The 22,739-nt window shown below is 57.7% G+C and carries 25 protein-coding genes; 6 read left to right on the top strand and 19 right to left on the bottom strand.

The window, feature by feature from the left end; all coding sequences use genetic code 11:
• The first annotated feature begins 10 nt into the window (after positions 1–10).
• Complete coding sequence (locus ACWFTY_RS01025; RefSeq protein ID WP_447525548.1) at positions 11–742, top strand: hypothetical protein; 732 nt, start codon at positions 11–13, stop codon at positions 740–742.
• A gap of 86 nt (positions 743–828) precedes the next feature.
• Here ACWFTY_RS01025 and ACWFTY_RS01020 read toward each other — a convergent pair whose 3' ends face one another.
• From ACWFTY_RS01020 to secB, 8 genes are all read right to left on the bottom strand, one after another.
• Positions 829–1,593: an SDR family oxidoreductase gene (locus ACWFTY_RS01020; RefSeq protein WP_447525547.1), complete on the bottom strand. Its 765-nt coding sequence runs from the start codon at positions 1,591–1,593 to the stop codon at positions 829–831.
• A gap of 40 nt (positions 1,594–1,633) precedes the next feature.
• Complete coding sequence (locus tag ACWFTY_RS01015) at positions 1,634–2,881, bottom strand: cytochrome P450 (protein WP_447525546.1); 1,248 nt, start codon at positions 2,879–2,881, stop codon at positions 1,634–1,636.
• An 18-nt stretch (positions 2,882–2,899) separates the two neighbouring features.
• On the bottom strand, positions 2,900–3,241 hold the full coding sequence (locus ACWFTY_RS01010; protein WP_447525545.1) for a putative quinol monooxygenase: 342 nt from the start codon (positions 3,239–3,241) through the stop codon (positions 2,900–2,902).
• 13 nt (positions 3,242–3,254) lie between these two features.
• Positions 3,255–3,665 (bottom strand): nuclear transport factor 2 family protein, encoded by a 411-nt coding sequence (locus ACWFTY_RS01005; protein WP_447525544.1) that lies wholly within the window; start codon positions 3,663–3,665, stop codon positions 3,255–3,257.
• 85 nt (positions 3,666–3,750) lie between these two features.
• Complete coding sequence (gene murA / locus ACWFTY_RS01000; RefSeq protein WP_447525543.1) at positions 3,751–5,034, bottom strand: UDP-N-acetylglucosamine 1-carboxyvinyltransferase; 1,284 nt, start codon at positions 5,032–5,034, stop codon at positions 3,751–3,753.
• A gap of 77 nt (positions 5,035–5,111) precedes the next feature.
• Entirely contained in the window at positions 5,112–6,107 is a 996-nt protein-coding gene (trpS, locus tag ACWFTY_RS00995) for a tryptophan--tRNA ligase (RefSeq protein WP_447525542.1), read from the bottom strand.
• A 4-nt stretch (positions 6,108–6,111) separates the two neighbouring features.
• Positions 6,112–7,701 (bottom strand): murein biosynthesis integral membrane protein MurJ, encoded by a 1,590-nt coding sequence (gene murJ / locus ACWFTY_RS00990; RefSeq protein WP_447525541.1) that lies wholly within the window; start codon positions 7,699–7,701, stop codon positions 6,112–6,114.
• Between the two features lie 23 nt (positions 7,702–7,724).
• Positions 7,725–8,267, bottom strand: a complete 543-nt coding sequence (secB, locus tag ACWFTY_RS00985) for a protein-export chaperone SecB (protein WP_447525540.1) — start codon at positions 8,265–8,267, stop codon at positions 7,725–7,727.
• A 277-nt stretch (positions 8,268–8,544) separates the two neighbouring features.
• Between secB and ACWFTY_RS00980 the strand changes: the two genes are divergently transcribed.
• The 3 genes from ACWFTY_RS00980 to ACWFTY_RS00970 are packed head-to-tail and all read left to right on the top strand — an operon-like array spanning position 8,545 to position 11,101.
• Positions 8,545–9,210, top strand: coding sequence for a Tim44/TimA family putative adaptor protein (locus tag ACWFTY_RS00980; RefSeq protein WP_447525539.1), 666 nt, complete (start codon positions 8,545–8,547; stop codon positions 9,208–9,210).
• A gap of 19 nt (positions 9,211–9,229) precedes the next feature.
• Positions 9,230–10,537, top strand: a complete 1,308-nt coding sequence (mltA, locus tag ACWFTY_RS00975; protein ID WP_447525538.1) for a murein transglycosylase A — start codon at positions 9,230–9,232, stop codon at positions 10,535–10,537.
• 3 nt (positions 10,538–10,540) lie between these two features.
• Positions 10,541–11,101 (top strand): Smr/MutS family protein, encoded by a 561-nt coding sequence (locus ACWFTY_RS00970; RefSeq protein ID WP_447525537.1) that lies wholly within the window; start codon positions 10,541–10,543, stop codon positions 11,099–11,101.
• A gap of 10 nt (positions 11,102–11,111) precedes the next feature.
• Here the strand turns inward: ACWFTY_RS00970 and dapE are convergent, their stop codons facing one another.
• The 9 genes from dapE to ACWFTY_RS00925 form a co-directional block, all read right to left on the bottom strand.
• Positions 11,112–12,254 (bottom strand): succinyl-diaminopimelate desuccinylase, encoded by a 1,143-nt coding sequence (gene dapE / locus ACWFTY_RS00965; RefSeq protein WP_447525536.1) that lies wholly within the window; start codon positions 12,252–12,254, stop codon positions 11,112–11,114.
• Between the two features lie 10 nt (positions 12,255–12,264).
• Positions 12,265–12,936, bottom strand: a complete 672-nt coding sequence (locus tag ACWFTY_RS00960) for a glutathione S-transferase family protein (protein WP_447525535.1) — start codon at positions 12,934–12,936, stop codon at positions 12,265–12,267.
• A 73-nt stretch (positions 12,937–13,009) separates the two neighbouring features.
• Entirely contained in the window at positions 13,010–13,633 is a 624-nt protein-coding gene (yihA, locus tag ACWFTY_RS00955) for a ribosome biogenesis GTP-binding protein YihA/YsxC (protein WP_447525534.1), read from the bottom strand.
• A gap of 103 nt (positions 13,634–13,736) precedes the next feature.
• Positions 13,737–15,596, bottom strand: coding sequence for a membrane protein insertase YidC (gene yidC, locus ACWFTY_RS00950; protein ID WP_447525533.1), 1,860 nt, complete (start codon positions 15,594–15,596; stop codon positions 13,737–13,739).
• A 53-nt stretch (positions 15,597–15,649) separates the two neighbouring features.
• Positions 15,650–15,862 carry a membrane protein insertion efficiency factor YidD gene (yidD, locus tag ACWFTY_RS00945; RefSeq protein WP_447525532.1) on the bottom strand — a complete coding sequence of 71 codons (213 nt, stop codon included), beginning with the start codon at positions 15,860–15,862 and terminating at the stop codon, positions 15,650–15,652.
• A gap of 2 nt (positions 15,863–15,864) precedes the next feature.
• Entirely contained in the window at positions 15,865–16,314 is a 450-nt protein-coding gene (gene rnpA, locus ACWFTY_RS00940; RefSeq protein WP_447525531.1) for a ribonuclease P protein component, read from the bottom strand.
• Between the two features lie 6 nt (positions 16,315–16,320).
• Positions 16,321–16,455, bottom strand: a complete 135-nt coding sequence (rpmH, locus tag ACWFTY_RS00935) for a 50S ribosomal protein L34 (RefSeq protein ID WP_082788408.1) — start codon at positions 16,453–16,455, stop codon at positions 16,321–16,323.
• 244 nt (positions 16,456–16,699) lie between these two features.
• Positions 16,700–17,035, bottom strand: coding sequence for a hypothetical protein (locus tag ACWFTY_RS00930; RefSeq protein ID WP_447525530.1), 336 nt, complete (start codon positions 17,033–17,035; stop codon positions 16,700–16,702).
• A gap of 122 nt (positions 17,036–17,157) precedes the next feature.
• Positions 17,158–17,889 carry a hypothetical protein gene (locus tag ACWFTY_RS00925; protein ID WP_447525529.1) on the bottom strand — a complete coding sequence of 244 codons (732 nt, stop codon included), beginning with the start codon at positions 17,887–17,889 and terminating at the stop codon, positions 17,158–17,160.
• A gap of 176 nt (positions 17,890–18,065) precedes the next feature.
• Here ACWFTY_RS00925 and ACWFTY_RS00920 point away from each other — a divergent pair, with 176 nt between their 5' ends.
• The gene (locus tag ACWFTY_RS00920; RefSeq protein ID WP_447526927.1) at positions 18,066–19,574 is read left to right on the top strand and encodes a YifB family Mg chelatase-like AAA ATPase; all 1,509 of its coding nucleotides are present in this window, start codon (positions 18,066–18,068) and stop codon (positions 19,572–19,574) included.
• 45 nt (positions 19,575–19,619) lie between these two features.
• Here the strand turns inward: ACWFTY_RS00920 and ACWFTY_RS00915 are convergent, their stop codons facing one another.
• Both ACWFTY_RS00915 and ACWFTY_RS00910 read right to left on the bottom strand, forming a co-directional pair.
• Positions 19,620–20,042, bottom strand: coding sequence for a bactofilin family protein (locus ACWFTY_RS00915; protein WP_367947221.1), 423 nt, complete (start codon positions 20,040–20,042; stop codon positions 19,620–19,622).
• Positions 20,035–21,228: a peptidoglycan DD-metalloendopeptidase family protein gene (locus ACWFTY_RS00910; protein WP_447525528.1), complete on the bottom strand. Its 1,194-nt coding sequence runs from the start codon at positions 21,226–21,228 to the stop codon at positions 20,035–20,037. The genes ACWFTY_RS00915 and ACWFTY_RS00910 overlap by 8 nt, the downstream gene beginning before the upstream one ends.
• Positions 21,229–21,476: 248 nt before the next feature.
• Here ACWFTY_RS00910 and ACWFTY_RS00905 point away from each other — a divergent pair, with 248 nt between their 5' ends.
• Positions 21,477–22,730 carry a glutamate-5-semialdehyde dehydrogenase gene (locus tag ACWFTY_RS00905; protein ID WP_447525527.1) on the top strand — a complete coding sequence of 418 codons (1,254 nt, stop codon included), beginning with the start codon at positions 21,477–21,479 and terminating at the stop codon, positions 22,728–22,730.
• Positions 22,731–22,739 lie beyond the last annotated feature (9 nt).

Genomic DNA, 22,739 nt, shown 5'->3' with positions numbered 1-22,739 from the left:
AGCAAATTGCATGTCTAAACTTTCCCGTTCCCTATGGCTGTCCGCTGCGGCTTTCGCGCTGCCTCTGACCCTTGCCGCCTGTGGCAGCAATGAAGCCAGCGAAGAAGAACTGGCGAAACTGGACGACAATCTGACCTCCGACCCGGCGATGAATGATGCGCTGGAAGATGCGATCCTTGTAGATCCGGACCTTACAGATCAGGCTAACCGGAATGCCATTCGCGGTGCCAATAGTGCTGCGGACGGATCGGTGCCACCGGGGACTGGTGAAGACGGCAGAGCCGCTGCAAAGGCAGCTCTCGGAGGTAAGATGCTGACCGCCCCCAAGCCCCGGCAGATGACTTCCGACGATGAAGGATTGACGTTGGGGGACAAAGCCGAGCTCGAGGAGGCGCGCGCGAAAAAGCCTGTCTGCAAGGAAAAGCTGACCTACGACATGGGCTGGGCCAACAAGATGCCGCCCGAATTTGCGGTCTATCCGAAGGCGAATGTCCAGGAAGCAGCTGGTAAATGCGACCTTCGGGTGGTCAGCTTCACCACCGCGACGCCGATCAAGAGCATTGTCGATTTCTATTATACCAAGGCAAAACAGGGCGGATATGACGCCGAATATCTGTTGCGCGGTAGCGAGCATGTTCTCGGCGGTTCAAAGCCGAATGATGACGATGCCTATGTGATCACGCTGAACAAGCGTTCGGGCGGTGGCACGGTTGTCGATATTGTTGCCAGCAACGGTCGCTAGTTCATAAAAATACTACGCCGGATATCGCATTTCAAAACATCCGGACGATAAAGGTGGCCCGCTCCGGCCACCTTTTTTTGTCCGGTCTATTCGCGGTAGCTGCCGCCGCCATCGACGGTGATGTCATTGGCCGTGGTGAAGCTGCTCAGGTCGCTGGCAAGCCATAGCATCGCATTGGCGACTTCGACCGCTTGCCCGACCCGGTTGATCGGATGGTTGCGGTTGAACAGTTCGACCGCTTCATCATGTGGTCCGGGATAGGCGGCGAGATAGCGTTGGTACATTGGCGTGTCGATCGCGCCGGGATGGACAGTATTCACCCGTACCGGATATTTTTCCGCGGCGCAGTGCAGAGCGAGCGATTTGCTCAACGATGTAACCGCTGCCTTGCTGGCGCAATAAGCGGCGAATTGGGCACCGGGACGCATGGCGAGCATCGAGCCGATATTGACGATCGCGCCGTCTTCGCCGCTCTCGAGGATTGCGGGCAGTCCGACACGGCAACCGTAGAATGTGCCCTGCATATTGATGTCGATCGTGCGGTTCCAGCTTTCGAGATCCACCTCGTCGACTGATCCCGGCTCCGAAATGCCTGCGACATTGAACAGCGTCGTCATCTTGCCAAAGCGTTTCTTGGTGGCATCGACGGCAGCCTGCCACTGGTCGAGGTTGCGCACATCGAGCTCGACCGCATCGGCGCGGTCGCCCAGAGAGGCCGCGAGTTCCTTCGCTTTGTCGATCTGGATGTCGGCCAGCATCACCGAGCCGCCTTCTTCGATAACCCGTCGTCCGGCGGTTCCGCCAATGCCTTCTGCGCCGCCCGATATCAGCGCGACTTTTCCGTCCATCATGCCCATTATATGTTCCTGTTTCCTGGCCTGTTTTTCCGGTCTACTTCTTGTCGAACAGGATCGGCAGATTGGCCAGTCCCCGCAACATCATGTTGGGCGGATAGTTGAGTTCAGCGCCTTCCTTGATCCGGATATTGTCCATGCGCTTGGCAAATTGCTGGAACGACACGGTCATTTCCTTGCGCGACAGCATATTGCCAACGCACATGTGGATGCCCCTGCCAAACGCCAGATGGGTGCGCGCATTTTTGCGATCAACCTGGAATTCATTCGGATTTTCAAATTGCTTGGGATCGCGATTGGCAGCGTGATAGCGCATCATCACCATCGCGCCTTTCGGCAGCATCACGCCGCCCAGTTCGGCATCGCGGTGCATAACCCGCCAGATGCCCGACGAACCGCTCGACATGCGCAGCACTTCCTCGACCGCATTGGGGATCAGCGAGGGATCATCCTGAATCTTCTTATACTGGTCCGGGTTGGTAGCAAAAAGCCGCATGCCTTCGGCAAGGGCCGCAGTTGTGGTTTCATTGCCGGCGACCATCAACTGCTGCACGATCGAGAGCGATTCTGCATCGTCGAGCGGGCGCTCGCCATCAACCTGGGCGTTGACCAGATCGGACAATATGTCGTTTTTTGCTTCCTTGCGTCGCTCGTCCATATTGGCTTTCAGCGCGTGCTGATATTCGACAACTTCGCGCTCGGTTTCCAGCTGCCGCTCGCGGGTCATCATACCGGACAAGCGGTCGACGAAAGCATTGGTCCAGCGCTTGATCGTATGGGCGTCGGCCACGTCGAGACCGAGTTGCACGGCAATGGTCCGGACCGGCATCGGAATCGCATATTCCTCGACAAATTCGCATTCGTCCTTGTCGATGAAATTGTCGATCAGTTCGTTCGACATTTCGCGCATGCTGTCTTCGAGCTTGTTCACTTTCGGCATGGAGAAAGCGAGATTTACCAGCTTGCGGAACCGTGTGTGGACTGGCTGGTCGGCGGTGAGCAAGGTGTTGACCTGCGGCCAGCCCTTCGCCTGAATCGCCTGCAATTCCTCGTCATTCTCGAGCTCTTCTTCGGATTTTCCACCAGAGAGCAGCGCATTAAAATTGTTGGAAAAATCGTCCAGGCGACCAACGGCTTCCGAGATCAGATCATAGTCCAGAACCACGTAAGTGCCGCTTGCCTCGTCAAAAAAGACCGGCGTCTTAGCGCGCTTTTCTTCATAAAATTCAAACGGATCAACCAGGATATCCGGTTGGAAAAGGGATTTTGACACGGCTTCGTTCATGACGGGTTCCTGCTTGTATTAGTCAAAAGATGGCGTGGGTTTACCTTCGGCGTTATAAACCGGGCCTTCGGCATCCACGCGATATTTGGCACTGACAGCGTTGATCAGACCAAAGCTGCCAATATGGGCGAGCATGTTGGCATAATGCACGTCCTGAAAATGCTGGGCGAGGGCTTCCTCGTCGGTCCATTCCTCAAACACTTCGATGCGCGAAGGCTTATCCATGTCGGCGGCCCAGCTGTAACAGAGGCAGCCAGCCTGGCTCAACGCGCCATCGATAAACGGCTGTGCCTTCTTCAAGCATTCTTCGCGCGTCGCCGGTTCCACATCGATATGCGCCGCGATCAATATTTTCGCCATGTTCCAAATGCTCCTAAAGCTTGTTTCCGCCAAATTGCGCGACGACAACGAATATGCGTTTGCTGTACAGCCACTGGCCGTCGACTTTGACAAATTCATCATCATAGCGGCCGCCGGCTACCCGCGGCTCGCCCTTTTCGACCAATATCTCGTGGGTTTGATAGCGACCGGACGCCGTATCGCCGGTGACTTCCAGGCTGGCGGGTATGCCGAGAAAGCTCACGGCATCAAACTGGCTCATGGCGCCGTTCCAGAGATTGACGATATTTTCGCGGCCGACAACTTCGGTGCCCATCAGCGACCAGACAGCGTCTTCCGTCCACAAAGCACCCCAGTCGTCGGGATCCTTGCGCAGCACGGCATCGCAATAGGCATCGTGCAATTCCCGGATGGCCAGCCGGTCTTCTATTGGTCCTGAAAACATGGACTCATCCTCTCCTGATTATCGGAGAGACTACACGGCAAAAGCGCCGCAATGACAAGCTGCCATAAGTGCTAGCGAGAGGCGCTCAATCGCCGCTGATCCGCTCGATATCCGCGCCAACGGCGGCCAGTTTCTCTTCCAGCCGTTCATAGCCGCGGTCGAGATGGTAGATGCGTTGCAGGCGGGTTTCACCTTCCGCCGCCAGTCCGGCAATCGCGAGACTCATCGAGGCCCGCAGATCGGTTGCCATCACCGGCGCGCCGGTCAGTTTCTTGACGCCCCGGACCACGGCGGTACGGCCCTTGGTTTCGATGTCCGCGCCCATCCGGTTGAGTTCGGGCACGTGCATGTAGCGGTTCTCGAAAATCGTTTCGGTCAGCACGCTGGCGCCGTCGGCGAGGCAGAGCATCGCCATCAGCTGCGCCTGCATGTCGGTGGCGAGGCCGGGATAGGGAGCGGTGGACAGAGTCAGCGGTTTGAGCTTGCCGTCGGAAGCCACCCTGATGCCCTTCGCGTGGACGTCGATATCCAGGCCAGCGAGCCGTAGCGCATCCAGTGTCGCTTCCATTTCGTCGGCCTTGGCGGCCAGCAGATCGACTTCACCGCCGGCAATGCCGACAGCGCAGGCGTAGCTGCCCGCTTCGATCCGGTCCGACATCACCCGGTAGGTGCATCCGTGCAGCCGGTCGACACCGGTGATGGTCAATGTCGAAGAACCAATGCCTTCAATTTCGGCACCCATGGCAACCAGCATGTTGCAAAGGTCGACGATTTCCGGCTCGCGTGCGGCGTTTCTCAGGATGCTTGTGCCGTTCGCCAGCACCGCTGCCATCAACGCATTTTCCGTTGCGCCGACAGATACCACAGGGAAGCTGAAATCGCCGCCGGGCAAGCCGCCATCGGGCACGCGTGCGATCACATAGCCGCTGGTGGTTTCAATTGTGGCGCCGAGCGCTTCGATAGCCTTGAGATGAAGGTCGATCGGCCGGTTGCCGATCGCGCAGCCACCGGGCAGCGAGACGCGGCATTCTCCGGCGCGCGCCAATAACGGGCCGAGGACCAATATCGATGCCCGCATTTTCCGCACGATATCATAAGGCGCTTCGGTCGAGGTGATCCGGCCGGCCTTGAGCGTCATCACCCGGCCGAAATCTTCCGGCCTTGCGCCTTCGATCGTGGTTGAAACTCCGAGCTGGTTGAGCAAATGGCCGAAACTGTCGACATCGGCCAGCCTTGGCAGGTTGCGCAGCGTGACCGGTTCATCGGTCAGCAGCGCACATGGCAGCAAGGTCAGAGCGCTATTTTTGGCTCCCGAGATCGGGATTGTGCCAGACAGGCGATTGCCGCCGCGTATCGAGATAATATCCATGGTCTAGCATTTACCGAAAACGGTGATGCAGGCAAGTCTATTGCGCCGGTTGCAAAGCGGCGCGGCGGCAAAAGTGGCTAGTTTCGCAACAGTCCGAGCGCGGCATAGGCGGCTTCCACCGTCGGCCGTGCCAATGCCGAGGCTTTTTCCGAGCCGTCCCGTAAAATTGCGTCAATCGCGCTCGTGTCCTTGCGCAATTCTTCGAACCGCTCGCGGATGGGTGACAATTTGCTAACGGCCAGATCGGCAAGCGCCGGTTTGAAGTCGCCAAAACCTTTGCCGGCATATTCGGCGATAACGGCGTCCTGCGATTGATCGGCCAGCGCAGCGTAGATGCCGATCAGGTTTTTCGCTTCCGGTCGTTCGGCGAGATCGGCCATATTGTCAGGAAGTGGTTCTGGATCGGTCTTTGCCTTTTTCATCTTGCGCGCGATGGTTTCGTCATCATCGCTCATGTTGATGCGGCTGAGATCGGACGGGTCCGATTTGCTCATTTTCGCATTGCCGTCGCGGAGGCTCATGATCCTCGCCGCTGTCTTGCCGATAAACGGCTCGGGCAGGGTGAAGGTTTCTGTGCCGGTATCACTGTTGAACTTTGTCGCAATGTCGCGGGCCAGTTCGAGATGCTGTTTCTGGTCGTCGCCGACAGGAACATGAGTGGCCTGATAGAGCAGGACATCCGCCGCTTGCAGTACCGGATAGCCGAGCAAACCCAGAGATGATCTCTGCTTGTGCTTGCCGGACTTTTCCTTGAACTGCGTCATCCGGTCCAGCCAGCCCATCGGCGTGTTGCAAATCAGCATCCATGCCAGTTCAGGATGGGCCGACACGCGCGCCTGATTGAACAGGATCGATTTGTCGGGATCTACTCCGGCGGCAACCAGCGCGGCGACCATTTCGCGGCAATTGGTCGACAGTTCGGCCGGGTCATTATGCACCGTGATGGCGTGCAGATCGGCAAGGAAAAACAGGCATTCGCTCTCGTCCTGCATCTTAACCCAGTTCTTGATCGCGCCCAGATAATTTCCGAGGTGGAGATTGCCCGTTGGCTGGATGCCCGATACCGTCCGCATTGTCTTAACTTCCTTCGCTTGCGGCTTCTTCCGCCGCTTTTTTCTTCGTCAACATGGTGATCTTGTCGCGGTCTATCGCGCCGGTCAGCCATGCGAGCGCGGCATAAACCAGTCCGCCGACGCTGACCAGAGCGGTGATTGACCCGACCCGTTGCCAGATCGTGCCGTCATACATGCCTTCGCCGATCGGTGCGGCGTAGACCAGCACCACGGCCATACCGGCGGCTGACAGGGTGATTCGTCCGATCCGGAGCAGCAAGGTCCATTCCAGATGAAAATGGCCGCGCCGGTGGAGCATCGTGTAAAGCATCACGCAATTGCACCAGGCAGCAATAGCACCGGCAATGGCGAGGCCCCTGATGCCGTAGAGAGGGATTAGCAGCAGATTGAGCGTGATGTTGATGACCAGCGAAATCGCGGCGGTATAGACCGGGGTCTTGGTATCCTTGCGCGCGAAGAACCCCGGGATCAGTACTTTTACCAGCACATAGGCGGGCAATCCGACGACCAGCGCAGCGACAACCGCAGAGGTGGTCTGGCCATCGGCGGCGGTAAAATTGCCACCGACATAGAAAGATGTGACCAGCGGCCCGGCAGCAAAAAACAGGGCGATGGCAGCCGGAATGGTGAGCAGCAGGCCCAGTTCGATGGCGTTGCTTTGCAGGCGCTGGGCGCCGCCCAGATCATCCTTGGCAATGAAGCGCGACAGGGCCGGCAGGATAGCGGTGCCGAGGGCGATGCCGATAATCCCGAGCGGCAGCTGGTTCAGCCGGTCCGCCATTGCCAGATAGACGAACGAGCCTTCCGGCAGGCGCCCGAGGAAGAACAGATCGATGAAGCGGCTGATCTGATAGATGCCGGCACCGAAAACGGCAGGCAGGATGAGCACGCCCAGTTCTTTCACATCGGCATTGAACTTGGGCATTTTGAGCGGAAAGCGGAATCCGGTCTTGCGCGCCCAGTAATAGAGCCAGAGCATTTGCACCAGCCCGGCCGTGGCCACTGCAATTGCCAGAAAATAGGCTGTCTGCCGTGGGTCGGTGCCGTCATTGACTAGATGGGATGCGAGCAGCGCGGTAATCATGCAGATATTGAGCATGATCGGCGCCGCTGCCGCTGCCGCGAACCGGCTGAGCGAGTTCAATATAGCCGCGAACAACGTAGTGACGCTGATCAGACCGAGATAGGGGAAGGTGATCCGGGCCAGTGACACCGAAAAGTCATCCATTCGTTCGCCGCGCCCGAAATCGTCGATCAGCCAGATAATGCCGGGCATGACGAGCATCATGATCGCCGAAAAGACCAGCAGCAGCGGTACGAATACCGAGAGCACGTCGATAGCAAAATTCTGCGCCGCCGTGCGATCGTCATCCGCTTCCATCTTGCGGTTGAACAGCGGCACGAAGGCAGCCGAAAAAGCACCTTCGGCAAACAGGCGGCGGAAAATATTGGGTAGCTGGAAGGCCAGCTGCCAGGCATCGGCTGCAGCTCCGGCGCCGAGGATCCGGGCCAGCATGATATCGCGGACAAAGCCGAAAATGCGGCTGACCAGAGTCAGGCCGGCAATGGTACCGGTGGATTTCAGCAGGTTCATGCCTGCTACCCTAGCAAGGTTGCCTAGGCGTTACCAACCGGTTGTTCGCCTGCCTGCTGTGCCGCCATCTGCTCACGCTGCTGCATGTAGAGCGCCGTGAAATCAATCGGCTCGAGCAATAGTGCCTGGAATCCGGCATCGCGCACGGCATCCGAAATGATTGCCCGGGCGAAGGGGAACAGAAGCCGCGGTGCTTCGGCAAACAGGAACGGATGTGCCTGGTCTTCGGGAACATTGCGGAGACCGAACAGGCCGCAATAAAGCAGTTCGATGGCGAAGGCGACGCCTTCGTCCGCTTTTGCGGTGACGTCGATTTTCAGTTCGACTTCATGGACTTCGTCGGAGATTTGGGACGAGCCGATATTGAACTGCACATCAATCTGTGGCTGCGCGTTCCACTGGTAGACGTCCGGTGCATTCGGATTTTCGACCGACAGGTCCTTCACATATTGCGAAATCACGCCGATTTGTGGCTGGGTGTCAGCGCCATTGGCTAGCGGATCCGGAGTCGTCACATTGCCGCTCGGTTCCATTGTGCTTTCGTCTTTTTCATTCTCATCAGCCATCGGGCCTGTCCTTTCGGAAAATCAGTCAAACATGTCCTTTGGCGCATATTGCTGCGCCGTTCGCTGCGCGCCTAGCAGGGGAAAGAACCAAGGGCAATGAAAGAGTAAACCGCTATTCAGTCGCCCGGCTTGCCGGTGTATTTGTAAGCGCAGGTTCACAAATTGGCCGATAGAAGGGGCTGACCAATTGTGACAAAGCGGCTTTTTCACGAATGCTATTTGAAACCGCCCCTATTTCCCCCTATGTATAGGGTCAAAGAAAAGATTGGATACTGAAGTGACCATCGAAATCATATTATTGGCAATGGTAGCGGCCTTTCTCGGCCTGCGCCTCTATTCGGTGCTGGGCAAGCGCAGTGGCCATGAGCAGGAACATATGCCTCGCAACATTGATCCGCGCGCCAGTGATCGCCGGCCGCTGGAAGATGCCAAACCGCATATTCCTGATATCGTCCCTGCACCTGCCGGAACGCCCAATATGGTTTATGATAGCGGCGCCGAAGCCGGAATGCGCGAAATCCTGAGCGCCGATCGCAATTTTGATGTCGGCCGGTTCATCGAAGGTTCGCAAGCGGCCTATGGCATGATTCTGGAAGCCTTCTGGAAGGGCGACAAGGAAGAATTGAAACTGCTTTGTGATGATGACGTTTACGAAAGCTTCGCCGAAGTCATCGACGCCCGGGAAAAACGCGGCGAAATATTGGAAAACCAGCTGGTGCGAATCGACAATGCGCGCATTTCAGCGGCGGAATATCGTCGGCCTGTTGCCAGCATCACAGTGCAATTTGATGCCGATATCGCTGCGGTGGTCAAAGACAAAAAGGGCAATCTGATCGGCGGTTCGCTATCCGATGCTGCCGAAACCCACGATGTCTGGACCTTCAGCCGCGATCTATCAAGTGCCGATCCGAACTGGCTGCTCGACGAAACCGATGAGGCCTGACCTCCGGTCGGCGAGTAACATGGTCATGAGAATCGGGGCGCTTTTCGGGGCAATGGCGATGGTCAGCGCCTGTTCCATGTCGATCATTCCTCAAGGGGCCGCGCAAAGCCGTGCAGCACCACAGGACGGTGAATGGGTTGCCGGCGATCTGCCAGATGCCGCCGTTCCGCCATCCACCTACAAAAATGGCGCGCCGGCAAGGTTTCAGCCTGTCAATCCCGCACAGCTCGCGAGAATCGGCGATGACCCGACACGCGCTACCGGTTCCGGTATCGCGCTGGGGCCGGATATTGCGAGCCTCAATCTTACTGATTCAAAAGCTGCATCTGCGCTGAAATCCTATCGGACCAGCTGTTCGTCCTTGGTCCGGCGCGAGGATAATAGCGGTCTGACCAAGGGGGCCGACTGGCAATTGTCCTGCTCTGCCGCCCAGGGCTGGCAGGACCAGGATGCCGGCCGCTTTTTCATATCCTATTTCGAAGCGGTGCAGGTCGGCGATGGCCAGGCTTTTGCAACCGGCTATTTCGAGCCGCAGATCCTGGGGTCGCGAGTCAGAAACGGCAATTATACGGTTCCCGTTTACCGGCGACCAGCCAATCTGATCGATGTTGATCTGGGATTGTTTTCCGAAGCGCTGAAAGACAAGCGCGTGCGCGGCAAGGTCGATGGCACCAAATTGGTGCCGTTCGAAGACCGGGCGGCAATCGACGATGGCGCCATTGCCAACCAAGGGCTCGAAATTGCCTGGGCCCAGGATTATATCGAATTCTTCTTTCTGCAGATTCAGGGCAGCGGCCGACTGGCTCTCCCCGATGGTTCGATTATGCGGATCGGTTATGCCGGGCAAAATGGTCATGATTATACCGGTATCGGACGGGTGATGCGGGAACGCGGGCTGCTCGCCGACGGCAAGACCAATATGCAGGGCATTGTCGAATGGCTGCGGGCGCATCCGCAAGAAGGCATGAAGATCATGCGCGAGAACAAGAGCTATGTCTTTTTCCAGGAACTGACCGGTCCGGGACCCTTGGGTGCGATGGGCCATCCGGTGGTTGCGCGGACTTCGGTCGCCGCTGACCGGATGTTTGTGCCACTAGGTGCGCCGGTGTTCCTCGACATGGAACATGATATTGCCGACGGCCTCTGGGTCGCGCAGGATAGCGGCGGAGCGATCAAGGGCGCCAACCGCTTTGATACATTCTGGGGTGCCGGCGAAGAAGCGGCCAGAATCGCAGGCGGCATGTCGTCAAAAGGCCAGGCTTTGCTTTTTCTGCCCAAGGGAAGCGTTTCGCGGCTTGTTGCGGCACGCCAGAACCCGGGCGAATAATCCATGTCGGACCGGCCCCTTACCGCCGGTGAAAAGGCGCTCTGGCAGAAATTTATCGAGAGCGTCGAGCCGCTCGACCAAGGGCGACTGAAACGGATTGAGAGCCTTCCGGTCTCCAAGCGGCCGCCCGACGTCTCCGGGCCGATCACCGCGGAAAGCTTTGGCGGGAAATCGGTGATAGCCGTCCCGTTACGCGACCAGAAACCTGTGCCGACCCGCCACGGGCTGGATGGTGGCTGGGATCGCCGTCTCGCCAAAGGCATGGTGCAGCCCGATGTTACCGTCGACCTGCACGGCTTTACACTGTCGTCCGCCCACGGGCGGCTCGACGGCGCGCTTGAACTCAGTATCGCGGCTGGCCATCGCGCGATATTGCTGATCACCGGCAAGGCGCGTAATGATGACGAGCGCCGCCGCGAAGGCGGTCGCGGAGCGATCCGTGCGGCAATTGCCGACTGGTTGGCAGCGTCCCGGCATCACGCGCATATTGCGACGGTGCGGCGCGCGCATCCCCGCCATGGCGGGGCAGGTGCGCTTTATATCATCTTGCGGCGACGGCGCTGAGCCCAACGCCTCAGGACAGCGCGCGGGCTACGATCAACGCAAAGATTTTCGACAGCTGTTCGAGATCATCAATTGCCACCGCTTCATCGAGCTTGTGCATGGTCGCATTGCACAGGCCAAATTCGACCACCGGCATGATCTTCGCCAGAAAGCGGGCGTCGGAGGTGCCGCCTGATGTGGACAGCTCGGGATCCACACCCGTTACTTCACGGATCGCGCTAGCGACGATATCCGAGAATTCTCCCGGCGGTGTCAGAAAAGGTTCGCCGGAGATAATCGGTTTCAATTCGCCGCCATGCCGTTCGACAATCTCCTTCACCATCATGCTCAGGCTCTCGCCGCTGTGGCGGTCGTTGAAGCGGATCGATAGCCGACCTTCGGCCTTGGCCGGAATGACATTATGGGCCGGATTGCCGACGTGGAGGTCGGTAAATTCGATATTGCTCGGCTGGAACCAGTCGGTGCCTTCGTCCAGCTGAAGCGCGTCAATTTCACCAAGAATCTTGCCAAGCTTAGTGATCGGATTGTCGGCGTTCTGCGGATAGGCAACATGGCCCTGCATGCCGTTCACCGTGATCCACATATTGACCGAACCGCGCCGCCCGATTTTCATCATGTCGCCAAGCTTGTGGACCGATGTCGGTTCGCCGACGAGACAAAGGTCGGGTGTAACGCCGCGCTCGGCCATGAGGTCCATGATCGCGACGGTGCCAAATCGTGCTGGCCCTTCTTCGTCACCTGTGATGATCAGGCTAATCGTACCCAAATCTTCTGGAATTTCGTGGAGTGCGCCGACAAAGGCGGCAATGCTGCCCTTCATGTCGACCGCACCGCGACCGTAGAGAAGGTCGCCGCGGACTTCGGGAGTGAAGGGATCCGTTTGCCAACCCTGACCGGGTGGAACGACATCAAGATGACCGGCATAAGCAAAATGGCGTGATCCGGCGGGACCCTTGCGAATGGCGAAGAGATTCTCGACCGGGCCACCCTGTTCGGCATCTTCGGGCGCATCGCCAGCGAAGAATCGGATTGCTTCGAAGCCGAGCGGCGCGAGCATCGATTCCATTTCGTCAAACACGCCGCCGCTTGCCGGAGTGATGCTGGGCTGTGCGATTAGCCGTTTTGCCAGTTCGAGAGCTGTTGGTGCGGTCATATGCGGGCGCTCAGGCTTCTGCTGATTTCGGTTGTTCGAGCCGCTCGATTACCCATGGTTCTTCCTCCGCGGCCGCCATCCACTGCGCAGTCCATTCATGATCGAGTATGGTCTGCATATAGCTGGTGGCAAAGCCGGGCAGACGAAATCCGTAAGTCTGGAAGCGGGAAACCACCGGCGCATACATGATATCGGCTGCGCCATAAGTGCCGAACAGAAACGGTCCGCCACTGCCAAAGCGGGCGCGTGCCTGCGCCCAGAGTTCGATGATCCGCGCGGCGTCTGTCTTGACCTCGTCGCTCAAGTCCAGGCCGTCATAAATTTTGCGCGTATTCATCGGGCATTGCCGGCGCAACGCCATGAAGCCCGAGTGCATTTCGGCGGCCATTGAACGAGCCATGCCGCGAGCGGTCTCGTCTTTGGGCCAAAAGCGGTCCCGGTGCGTCTTGTCCGCAAGCCAGTCGATAATCGCGAGGCTATCCCAGACGACGGTCTCGCCATCCCACAGGATCGGAACCTTGCCGCCCGAAGGCGCGAAATTTTCGCTTTCGCGGACATGGTCCCAATCGTCGCCGAACAGCGGAACGGTCAATTCCTCGAAGGACAAGCCAGACTGTTTGCAGGCAAGCCAGCCGCGCATCGACCAGCTGGAATAGGCTTTGTTTCCGATTATCAGTTTCATATCTTGTCCCATAACCAAATATGGAAGTCTGTGTATAGAAAAGCGTTGCGCAGAAGAATAGTTTTGGGTGCAGCTAGCTCTGCACGGCCTCTAGAACTGCGAGCCGGAGTTCGTCGATGCCCTGTTTCTTTTCCGAAGAGGTGAGCAGCAGGTCCGGATGCGCGGCGGGATGCTTTTTGGCGATTGCCGCAACCTGTTCTGCCGTGGCATCAAGCTGTTCCTGCTTCACCTTGTCCGCCTTGGTCAGCACCACGCGGTAACTGACCGCCGCTCTGTCGAGCATCTCCATCACTTCTTCGTCGACCGGTTTGATGCCATGCCGCGAATCGATCAGCACGAAGGTGCGCTTGAGCACTGCCCGCCCGCGCAGATAATCGTTGATCAGGAAGCGCCATTTCTGGACCACTTTCGGTGGCGCCTTGGCATAGCCATAGCCGGGCATGTCGCAGATCCGGAAGATCAGGGGTTCTCCGACATCAAAGAAATTAAGCTCCTGGGTCCGTCCGGGCGTGTTGGAAGTCCGCGCGAGACCGTTACGATTGGTCAGCGCGTTGATCAGCGACGACTTGCCGACATTGGACCGGCCGGCAAAAGCGATTTCCGGCACCTTCGGATCGGGCAGAAATTGCAGCTGCGGCGCGCTTTTCAGAAAACTGATCGGGCCGGAGAACAGCTTCGGGTTGAGCGGAGTGTCCATCAGGCGCAGTTCCGGCGATCAGCAACGTGATCGCAGGTCCGAAACTTGTCCGCCGCTAAGCCGTTATGACTTTTGGCATTCGCCAAAATGACAGGGTGCAGGGTCATGCCTCGGCCTTGTCTGCGGCGGCTTTTTTCGCCTTTTCTTCGGCATCCTTCGCCATCATTTCCTTCATCTGCGGGTGACGGGAATAGAGCCACTTTTGCTGCGCGATGGTGAGGATGTTGGATACGGTCCAGTAGAGCTGCAGACCAGCGGCAAATGGTGCCATGATGAACACCAATATCCATGGCATGATGCTGAATATCTGCTTCTGCATCGGATCCATCGGTGCCGGGTTCAGCTTGAACTGGAAGTGCATCGTGATGCCCATGAGAATTGGCAAAACGCCCACTGCGAGAAATGTCGGTGGATCGAACGGCAGCAGGCCGAACAGGTTGACCGGCGTTAGTGGATCGGGTGCGCTCAGATCCTTGATCCACAGGGCAAAGGGCTGGTGACGCATCTCGATCGACAGCATCAGCACCTTGTAGAGCGCGAAGAAGATCGGAATTTGCAGGAAGATGGGCAGGCAGCCGGCAAGCGGGTTCACCTTCTCATCCTTGTACAGCTTCATGATTTCCTGCTGCTGTTGCTGTTTGTCGTCCTTGTGCTTCGCTTGAATAGCCTTCATTTTCGGCTGTACCGCGCGCATTTGCGCCATAGATGCGAATTGCTTCTGTGCAATCGGGAACATGACTCCGCGGACGACGAAGGTCATCAGGATGATCGCTACGCCGAAGTTTCCGACCAGTTCGAACAACCAGTTGAGCAGGTAGAAAAGCGGCTTTTCGAACCAGTAGAACCAGCCCCAGTCGATGGCGCGGTCCAGATTCTTGATGCCATAATCTGCTTCATATTTTTCCAGAAGCGCGTTTTCCTTGGCTCCGGCGAATAGACGCGTTGTGGTCGACAGCTGTTTGCCCGGCGCAATGATCTGCGCGCTCTTTTTCGCTATCTCGGCCTGGAAGATATCACCGCCGCCGGAGCGGAATTTGGCGTCGACATCGTTAATATCATCCGGGATCAATGCACCCAGCCAATATTTGTCGGTAAAGCCCAACCAGCTGACTTCCTTGTCATAGGAGTTGGTTCCGGGCACGGCGGAGGTGCCAAACAGGCTTGCAAAGAAACCGGGCTCTTCGCCAGCAAGATTCTTATAGTCTACGTCGTAATTGGCCGCGCCTTCATAGACGCCGACAGGACCGGAGTGGATGGTCCAGGTGCTGGCTTCATTGGCCGGAATATTATTCAAATCCCGTTTCCGGTTGATCAGGCCATAGGGTTTGAGCGCGATTGCGTTCTCGCCACGGTTGGCGACACTCTGTTCAGTGGTGATCAGATAGTCGGGATCGATCGAGAGCTTTATCGTATAGGTCTGCCCGGTCTCGTTGGACCAACTCAGGGTAACGGGCGTTTCCGGGGTTAGCCGGCTCTGGTCAGCAGACCAGATCGTGTTATCGTCGGGAACCGCGACACCATCGCCAGCCCAGCCGACGCGGCTGAAATAGGCGTTCTCGGTTCCGGATGGTGCAAAGAGCCGGACAGGGTCGCTGTCCTTGCTCATATCAACCGTGTGATCGGTCAGCGTGAGATCGTCAATGCGTCCGCCCTTGAGGTTGATAGAACCCTTCAGGCGCGGTGTTTCAATCAGGACCCGGGGATTCTCGCGTAGAACAGTGGCCAGCGGTCTGATCTTGTCTGACGCAGCCGCAGCCACGATGCCCGCGCCGTCAGTGCCTGGAATGACAGCCGGAGCGCTGGCGCTGCCTGCAACCTGGTCTGTCGCCGGAACATCAGCCTGTTCGACAGCCTCGTTCTTATTGGCCATGTCGGGGAAAAACTGTTCCATCAGCAAAGGCCAGCCGAACAGGATGATCCCCGTGAGGAGTATCGCCATGATGATATTGCGCTTATCGTCCACTATCTCGTCCCGCTTTCGGCCAATTGTTGTAATTAGGATCGGTGTTCAGGGTATCAAGGCACCGGGTCAAAACCCGAGCCACCCCAAGGATGGCAGCGCAATAGCCGTTTAGCCCCCAGCCAGCTACCCCTAATTGCACCATGTTTCTCAATCGCTTCGATCGTATAGGCGCTGCAGGTCGGCAGATAACGACAAGTCGGGGGCAAAATTCGCGACGGGCCCCATTGCCAGCATCGTACGCAGAAGATGAAAGCAGATTTCAACATGTCTAGCCCAGCTTTTTGGCCAGATATCTCAGGCCCTTTTCCAGATCGGCCTTCATGGTGGCAAAATCCGCTTCTTTAACGGCTTTGCGGCCAATCATGATGTGATCGACGCCTGCGATGCCATTGCCGGGCAAGCTTTGCGCCAGCAGCGCCCGGAACCGGCGCTTCATCCGGTTGCGCGCCACGGCATTGCCGATTTTCTTGGTGACCGTGATGCCATAGCGAATCTTGGCCGTCCCGATGCTGTGATCGGAGCGGCGGCGATGCGCGAGCAGGACAAAGCTGGAGGTAACGAATCGCTTGCCCCGATTGGCAGCGAGAAAATCCGCGCGTTTGCGAATCACTTCGATAGGCTGGTTTGAATCAGCGGGCGCCGAATCGGCTGAAGGATTCTTCAAATCCAGATGATCCGGCGATGGGCGTGCTTCGACAGACGTAGCACGGGCGGTCATTTGCTTTTAGGCAGAAAGCTTCTTGCGGCCACGGCTACGGCGGGCAGCTAGCACTTTACGGCCACCAACGGTGGCTTTGCGGGCGCGGAAACCATGGCGCCGTTTACGGACCAGACGGCTTGGTTGAAATGTACGCTTCATCGCGATTATCCTACGTCAAAATTTCGATAAAAAAGGCCGCTATAAGCTGCGGCCGATACGTTGTGGCTGCGATTAGGCAGGCAGGCGCGGAAAGTCAAGCGTTTGCACTAGCACCGGGACCTAATTAATTACGAGGAGCGTGGTTTCAAGCGATTTGGTTTTGCGCGCGGAAGGGAAGCGCAGGCATAGCAATGCCATAGAAAGCTTTTCTGACCCCCGCCGATATATATAACTGGCTCTGGCCCTAGACTTTCTTGTCCCGATTGCCGGTCTTCACCTTGCCGAAAATCGGCAGTTCAAAATCTTCGGGGAGTGTCTTGTGGTGCCGTCTGCGCATCGCCCAGTCGGTCCATTTGCCATAATTGGGGAAGCGGCGCTTGAAATCGACATAGCGCTTCTTTGCCCAGCGCGAATTTTGCAGGACCAGCGCCAGGCCGATGGGAAAGACGATGATAAAACCCGGACCAGGGATTGCGCCAATGATCGGCGAAAGCAGAATCAGCGTGAAGCCGATCACAGAGAGCGCGAATCGGGATCCCGAAGTATATTTCCGGCGCTTGTCGGTCATTTTGTCGGTCATCTCGTTCCACTTGGTGCTTTACGAGCGGAGTCGCAAGTCCGCTCTGTCTACTAAAGCGCGTGGATAAGATTATTGTTCCCGGCCCATGCATGAAACATGAACGGAAGGCAGTATGGCGGAGTTTAGTGGACCATCTGGAAGCGGGCCATATCATTACGCGACAGATGCAATTGCTCGGAAAAGGGAACGCTGTTGGTCAGCGCGTAAAATTCTTGTGCGGTTCCCTTGGGAACGCCCATTTCGGCATAATAATCAAGATATTCCGAGTGGACCGGATCGTTGGCCGGATAGTCATTTGCTTCGCGACCATCTTCATCCATCCAGCTGTGCACGACAAATTCAGCATTACGATGCGCTGTCCGCCGGACGCCGGAGAGAAACAGTTCGACAGCGCCGGATCGGACCGAGCCGCCAGCCGGAACATTGGTGCTGATACCTGCGTTGCGGATCATCCGGGCGAGCCTGAGATTGGCTTCCTCATCGACAGAGCCGTCGCAATCGAGCATTTCAATCCGCTTGATCGCCGGGAAATGTCTCATCATCTGGCGGAATAATGCCGGTGTGTAGCTGTCGACAGTTCCGGTCATTTCTACCGTGTCCGCTGCGATAACGCGAAATGGACCATATTGACCATAGGCCGCGCTGGCTGGTTCTGCGGGTGCTTCCGGTTCGTGCAGATCATATTCGAAAATCTCGACCGTCTCGGTAACGATATAGCTGCTGGCGCTGATCGCGGGCTGAGCCGGGAAGAGGAGCAGCGCAACAAGCAGGAAGGCACTGACAAGGAAGCCACCGGTCGAACCGGTCGAATCGCTGCGATTTTGTGGAATGTCTTTTCGATTAATCTTACTCATGCTGCTTCTCTGAGGGCTGGCGCTTGCCACAAAGTATCGGGGCCTAGTTACCCGATATTAACCATTCGCCGATGCCCGCCTCACTGGTTTTGACCGTTGCGGACATCCAGCGGTTGCCGCTCGACACAATCTCTGGTCATTGCCACTATTCCCGGCATGAAATTGGGGCGGCTATGATGGTGGCGCTGGTTCAGACAGTGGCTTATCTCGGACTGGAGGCGCGGGGCGTGGAAGTGCAATGTCAGGTTGCGCCCGGATTGCCTGCGTTCAACGTCGTCGGCCTGCCGGACAAGGCGGTCGCGGAAAGCCGCGAGCGGGTGCGCGCTGCCATTGCGGCAATGGGCCTGTCGCTGCCTCCCAAAAGAATCACCGTCAATCTGTCGCCCGCCGATCTGCCGAAAGCCGGCTCTCATTATGATCTGCCGATTGCGCTGGCGTTGCTCGGGGCGATGGGGATTATCGATGCCGAGACCTTGGCGAGCTATGTCGTGGTCGGAGAATTGTCACTCGACGGCCGGCTGGCGGTCACGCCGGGTGTGTTGCTCGCGGCGCTCTACGCATCGGGTAAAGATCTGGGCTTGATCTGTCCCGCGCTGCAGGGATCCGAAGCGGCCTGGGCCGGTGATGTAGAGATACTGGCACCGGGCGACCTGCTGGCGCTGCTCAATCATTTCAAGGGCCAGTCGATATTGACCCCACCGGAAACCGGGCCCGCACCCGAACCGGATTATGGACCGGACCTTAAAGAGGTGAAGGGCCAGGAAATAGCGAAGCGGGCGCTGGAAATCGCCGCCGCTGGCGGGCATAATCTGCTGATGAACGGCCCTCCAGGATCGGGCAAGTCGCTGCTCGCTTCCTGTCTGCCGGGCATTTTGCCACCTTTGTCACCATCCGAAGCGCTGGAAGTATCGATGGTGGCTTCGGTTGCCGGGATGCTGGAGGGTGGGCAAATGTCGCGCCAGCGACCGTTTCGCGCGCCGCATCACAGCGCTTCGATGGCAGCGCTGGTCGGTGGCGGGCTCAAGGTCCGACCGGGCGAAGTCAGCATGGCCCATCTCGGAGTGCTGTTTCTCGACGAACTGCCCGAATTCCAGCGAGCGGTGCTGGATTCGCTGCGGCAACCGCTGGAAACCGGAGAGGTCAGCGTGGCCCGGGCCAATGCGCATGTCACCTTTCCGGCGCGGGTTCAGATGATAGCGGCGATGAATCCGTGCCGCTGTGGGCATCTCGGCGATGCCGCTCTGGCTTGTTCGAGAGCGCCCCGCTGCGCGGCCGATTATCAAGCGAAAGTTTCCGGGCCACTGCTCGACCGGATTGATCTGCATATCGAGGTGGAAGCTTTGTCTGCTGCAGATCTTACCATGCCTCCACCGGCGGAGGGTTCGGACATGGTGGCCGCGCGGGTTGCCAGGGCGAGGTCGATCCAGAGTCAGCGCTATGGTGATCTGGAAGCGCGGACCAATAGTGAAATAGACGGTGATGCGCTGAAGAAATATGCGATGCCCGACGAGCCGGGCCAGACTTTGCTGGGTCAAGCTGCGGAAGCGATGCGGCTAACGGCGCGCGGCTATACAAGAGTCTTGCGCGTATCCCGCACCATCGCCGATCTTGCCGGTGCGGATGATATCGGTCGAATCCATGTAGCCGAAGCGCTGAGCTACCGGCGACAGGCGCCGAGAAATTAACTTCGGGGATCGTTTTCGATCAAACGCTAGCGCATAATGGTGAGGTCAGGCCGCTCTGTCGCCGGGAGTCAGTTCCAGCGGGATAGCCATTTCGTTCATGTTCACCGTCGATTTGGCAAGATTGGGTGATTTGCTGCTGCGATGCTTGAACTTGCCGTCGACATGTCCGCCTTGCTCGATCGTCACATTTTCATAAGTCACATCGCCGCCGATGCGTGCGGTGGAAGCGATGGCAAGATCGCCGGCATCTATCGACCCTTCGACCGCGCCCGACAGGCTGGCGTTCTGGGCAACGATCGCACCCTTGATTTTGCTCGATGGCCCCTGGACCAGCGACAGGCATTTCACGTCGCCGATCACTTCGCCGTCGATATGCAAATCAACCTTCGATTCAATATTGCCGGTGATGACGATACCGTCACCGATGATCGAAAAGCTTGATCCGCTGCTGCCACTGCTTCTAGCCACGGCTGGAGCCTGACTCGCTGCGTTTCGGGGTGCTGGCGCGTTGTCGCGCGATGGCTTTGATCTTGAGAACATCTGTATTCGCCTCTAAAAATGGTCGGGGGTTGATTGCGCGCCCGTTCAGCCGCACCTCAAAGTGCAAGTGCGTGCCGGTCGAGCGTCCGGTGCTTCCCATTGCTCCCAATTGTAATCCCTGTTCGACCTTTTGGCCAGCGGTCACGCCAATTTTCGACATATGTGCGTAACGCGTCATCAATCCGTTGCCATGGGTGATTTCCACGGTCTTGCCATAGCCGGATTTCCAGCCGGCATGGGTAACCTTGCCGCCAGCGGCTGCGAGGATTGGCTGGCCGAGCGGCCCCTTGAAATCCATGCCGCTGTGCATCGCGCCCGCGCCGGTGAAGGGGTCGCGGCGAAAGCCGTAGCTGCTCGAAACCATGCCGCTGCTGGCTGGCTTGCCTGACGGGATAGCGATCAATGTCCGTTCCAGAGCATCCATTTTCTGAAGCGCCAGATTAAGCCGCTCGAGCGTTGGGTGCAGATGTTGATCATCATTGTTGAAGAAAGGAATGAAGGGGCCGCCCATTGCCGCCGTGGAGTTTTTGGTCAGCTTGTCGGGGTTTAGGCCGAACTTGCGAATCGCCGCAGCGGCTTGTGCGGTACGTTGCATCGCAGCTGTTGTCAGTCGGCGGGCAAAAGCAATTTGCCGCGCTTCCAGCTTTGCGAGATGGGCCGCTTCGGGAAAAGCGGCGCTGATTTTTCTGGTATTTTCGGAAAGTTGTGTTGCTGGCTGGTCTTCTGTTGCTGGATCGGCTGTTTCCAGCTGTTCGCCGACAAACTGTTCGGTCATCTGGTCGAGCGCGTCCTGACGCTGCTCAAGATCGGCGGCGACTCCGTCGATCGACCTTTTATAGCTGGCCACGCGGCTTTCTGTGCTGTTCACCAAAGCTTCTTTTTCAGCGAGCGCCAAACGTTCGCCAGTAACTGTCAACTGATTGAACATCATTGCCAGCGTGATCAAAAGCCAAATCGCCAGTGCAGAAACGACGGAATAAACCACGCGTTTCTGCAATATCGCCGATATCGTGATAAAGCGGACCTGTCCGTGCGATCGCATGAAAAGTTCGCGATCCGTAAACATATGGTCCAGCCGGGCCTTAAGCCCCTGTCTGGTATTTTTTGTGTGCATGACCCGCCGTTGTTATTCGTAATCCCCATTCATTCGGTAGCAGAGGGTATCGAGGCTGGCGAATCGCATCGGGGAGACTCGTGACGAGTCGAACGAGTCGTGCGATGAATTGCGCGTTTGCAGATAATTTCACTGCGAGATTAGCGATTTGGAAGAATCGATTGTTGTTCCACGACAAAATTTTCTTGCTCAAACTATGCGGCGATTTTGGGTTAAATTGATGACGTCGTCATGCTAGCTAGCCGCTTATGACAGAACCTGCACAACTGATTACCGACATGGGCCGCAAGGCGCGCTCTGCATTTTCAATGCTCACCGGCGTGAGCGATGCGCAAAAAGCAACCGCTCTGAAAGCGGCTGCGCGGCATTTGCGTGCCAACCAAAAAATCATATTGGCTGCCAATCAGCGCGATGTGGAAAGCGCGCGGGATCGAGAGCTGAGTGATTCCATGATCGACCGACTGATGATCGATGAAGGGCGGCTTGAAGCTATTGCGGCAGCGGTGGAGCAGGTTGCCGACCTGCCAGATCCCGTCGGACAAGTTATCGACCGCACCGAACGGCCCAATGGTCTGGTGATGGAGCGTATCCGGGTGCCGCTGGGCGTCATCGGGATTATTTATGAAAGCCGCCCCAATGTTACCGCCGATGCCGCTGCCCTGACGCTGCGTTCAGGCAATGCGGTTATCCTGCGCGGCGGATCGGAAGCGATCCACAGCAACGGCGCAATTTTTGATGCGATGGCGGCGGGCGTTGTCGAAGCGGGACTTCCTGCGGACGCGATCCAGCTGGTCCAGACCACCGATCGCGCTGCGGTGGGCGCGATGTTGAAGGCCAGCGGACTGATCGATATCATCATCCCGCGGGGTGGCAAGTCGCTGGTCAAACGGGTGCAGGATGAAGCACGGGTACCCGTGCTGGCGCATCTCGACGGCATCAACCATATCTATATCGGCAAGGATGCCGACCAAGAGAAAGCCGTAGCCATTGCGGTCAATGCCAAGATGCGGCGGACCGGTATTTGCGGAGCGATGGAGACATTGCTGATCGATCAGGATTATCCGGCGCCCGGCCCACTGGTTCGCGCGCTGCTTGATGCCGGCTGTGAAATTCGCGGCGATGATGCGGTGCTCGAACTGGACGAGCGAATCGTCTCGGCGGAAGCGGCAGACTGGGATACCGAATATCTTGCACCGATCGCGTCCATCGCAATGGTAAACGGCGTTGATGAGGCGCTGGCCCATATTGCCGAACATGGCTCGCACCACACCGACGTGATTGTAACCGAAGATAAAGATCTGGCCGAACGTTTCATCCTGCGCGCCGACAGCGCGATTGTGATGCACAATGCATCGAGCCAGTTTGCCGATGGCGGCGAATTCGGCCTGGGCGCGGAAATCGGCATTTCTACCGGACGGCTACACGCGCGTGGTCCGGTGGCGCTGGAAGGGTTGACCACCTATAAATGGGTGGTGCGCGGAACCGGGCAGGTACGCCCTTGAACGCGATTC

The organism is Parasphingorhabdus sp. NYA22, from assembly GCF_976973735.1.
Note: the sequence above shows the minus strand (reverse complement) of the source record. Positions and strands in the feature narration are given on the sequence as shown.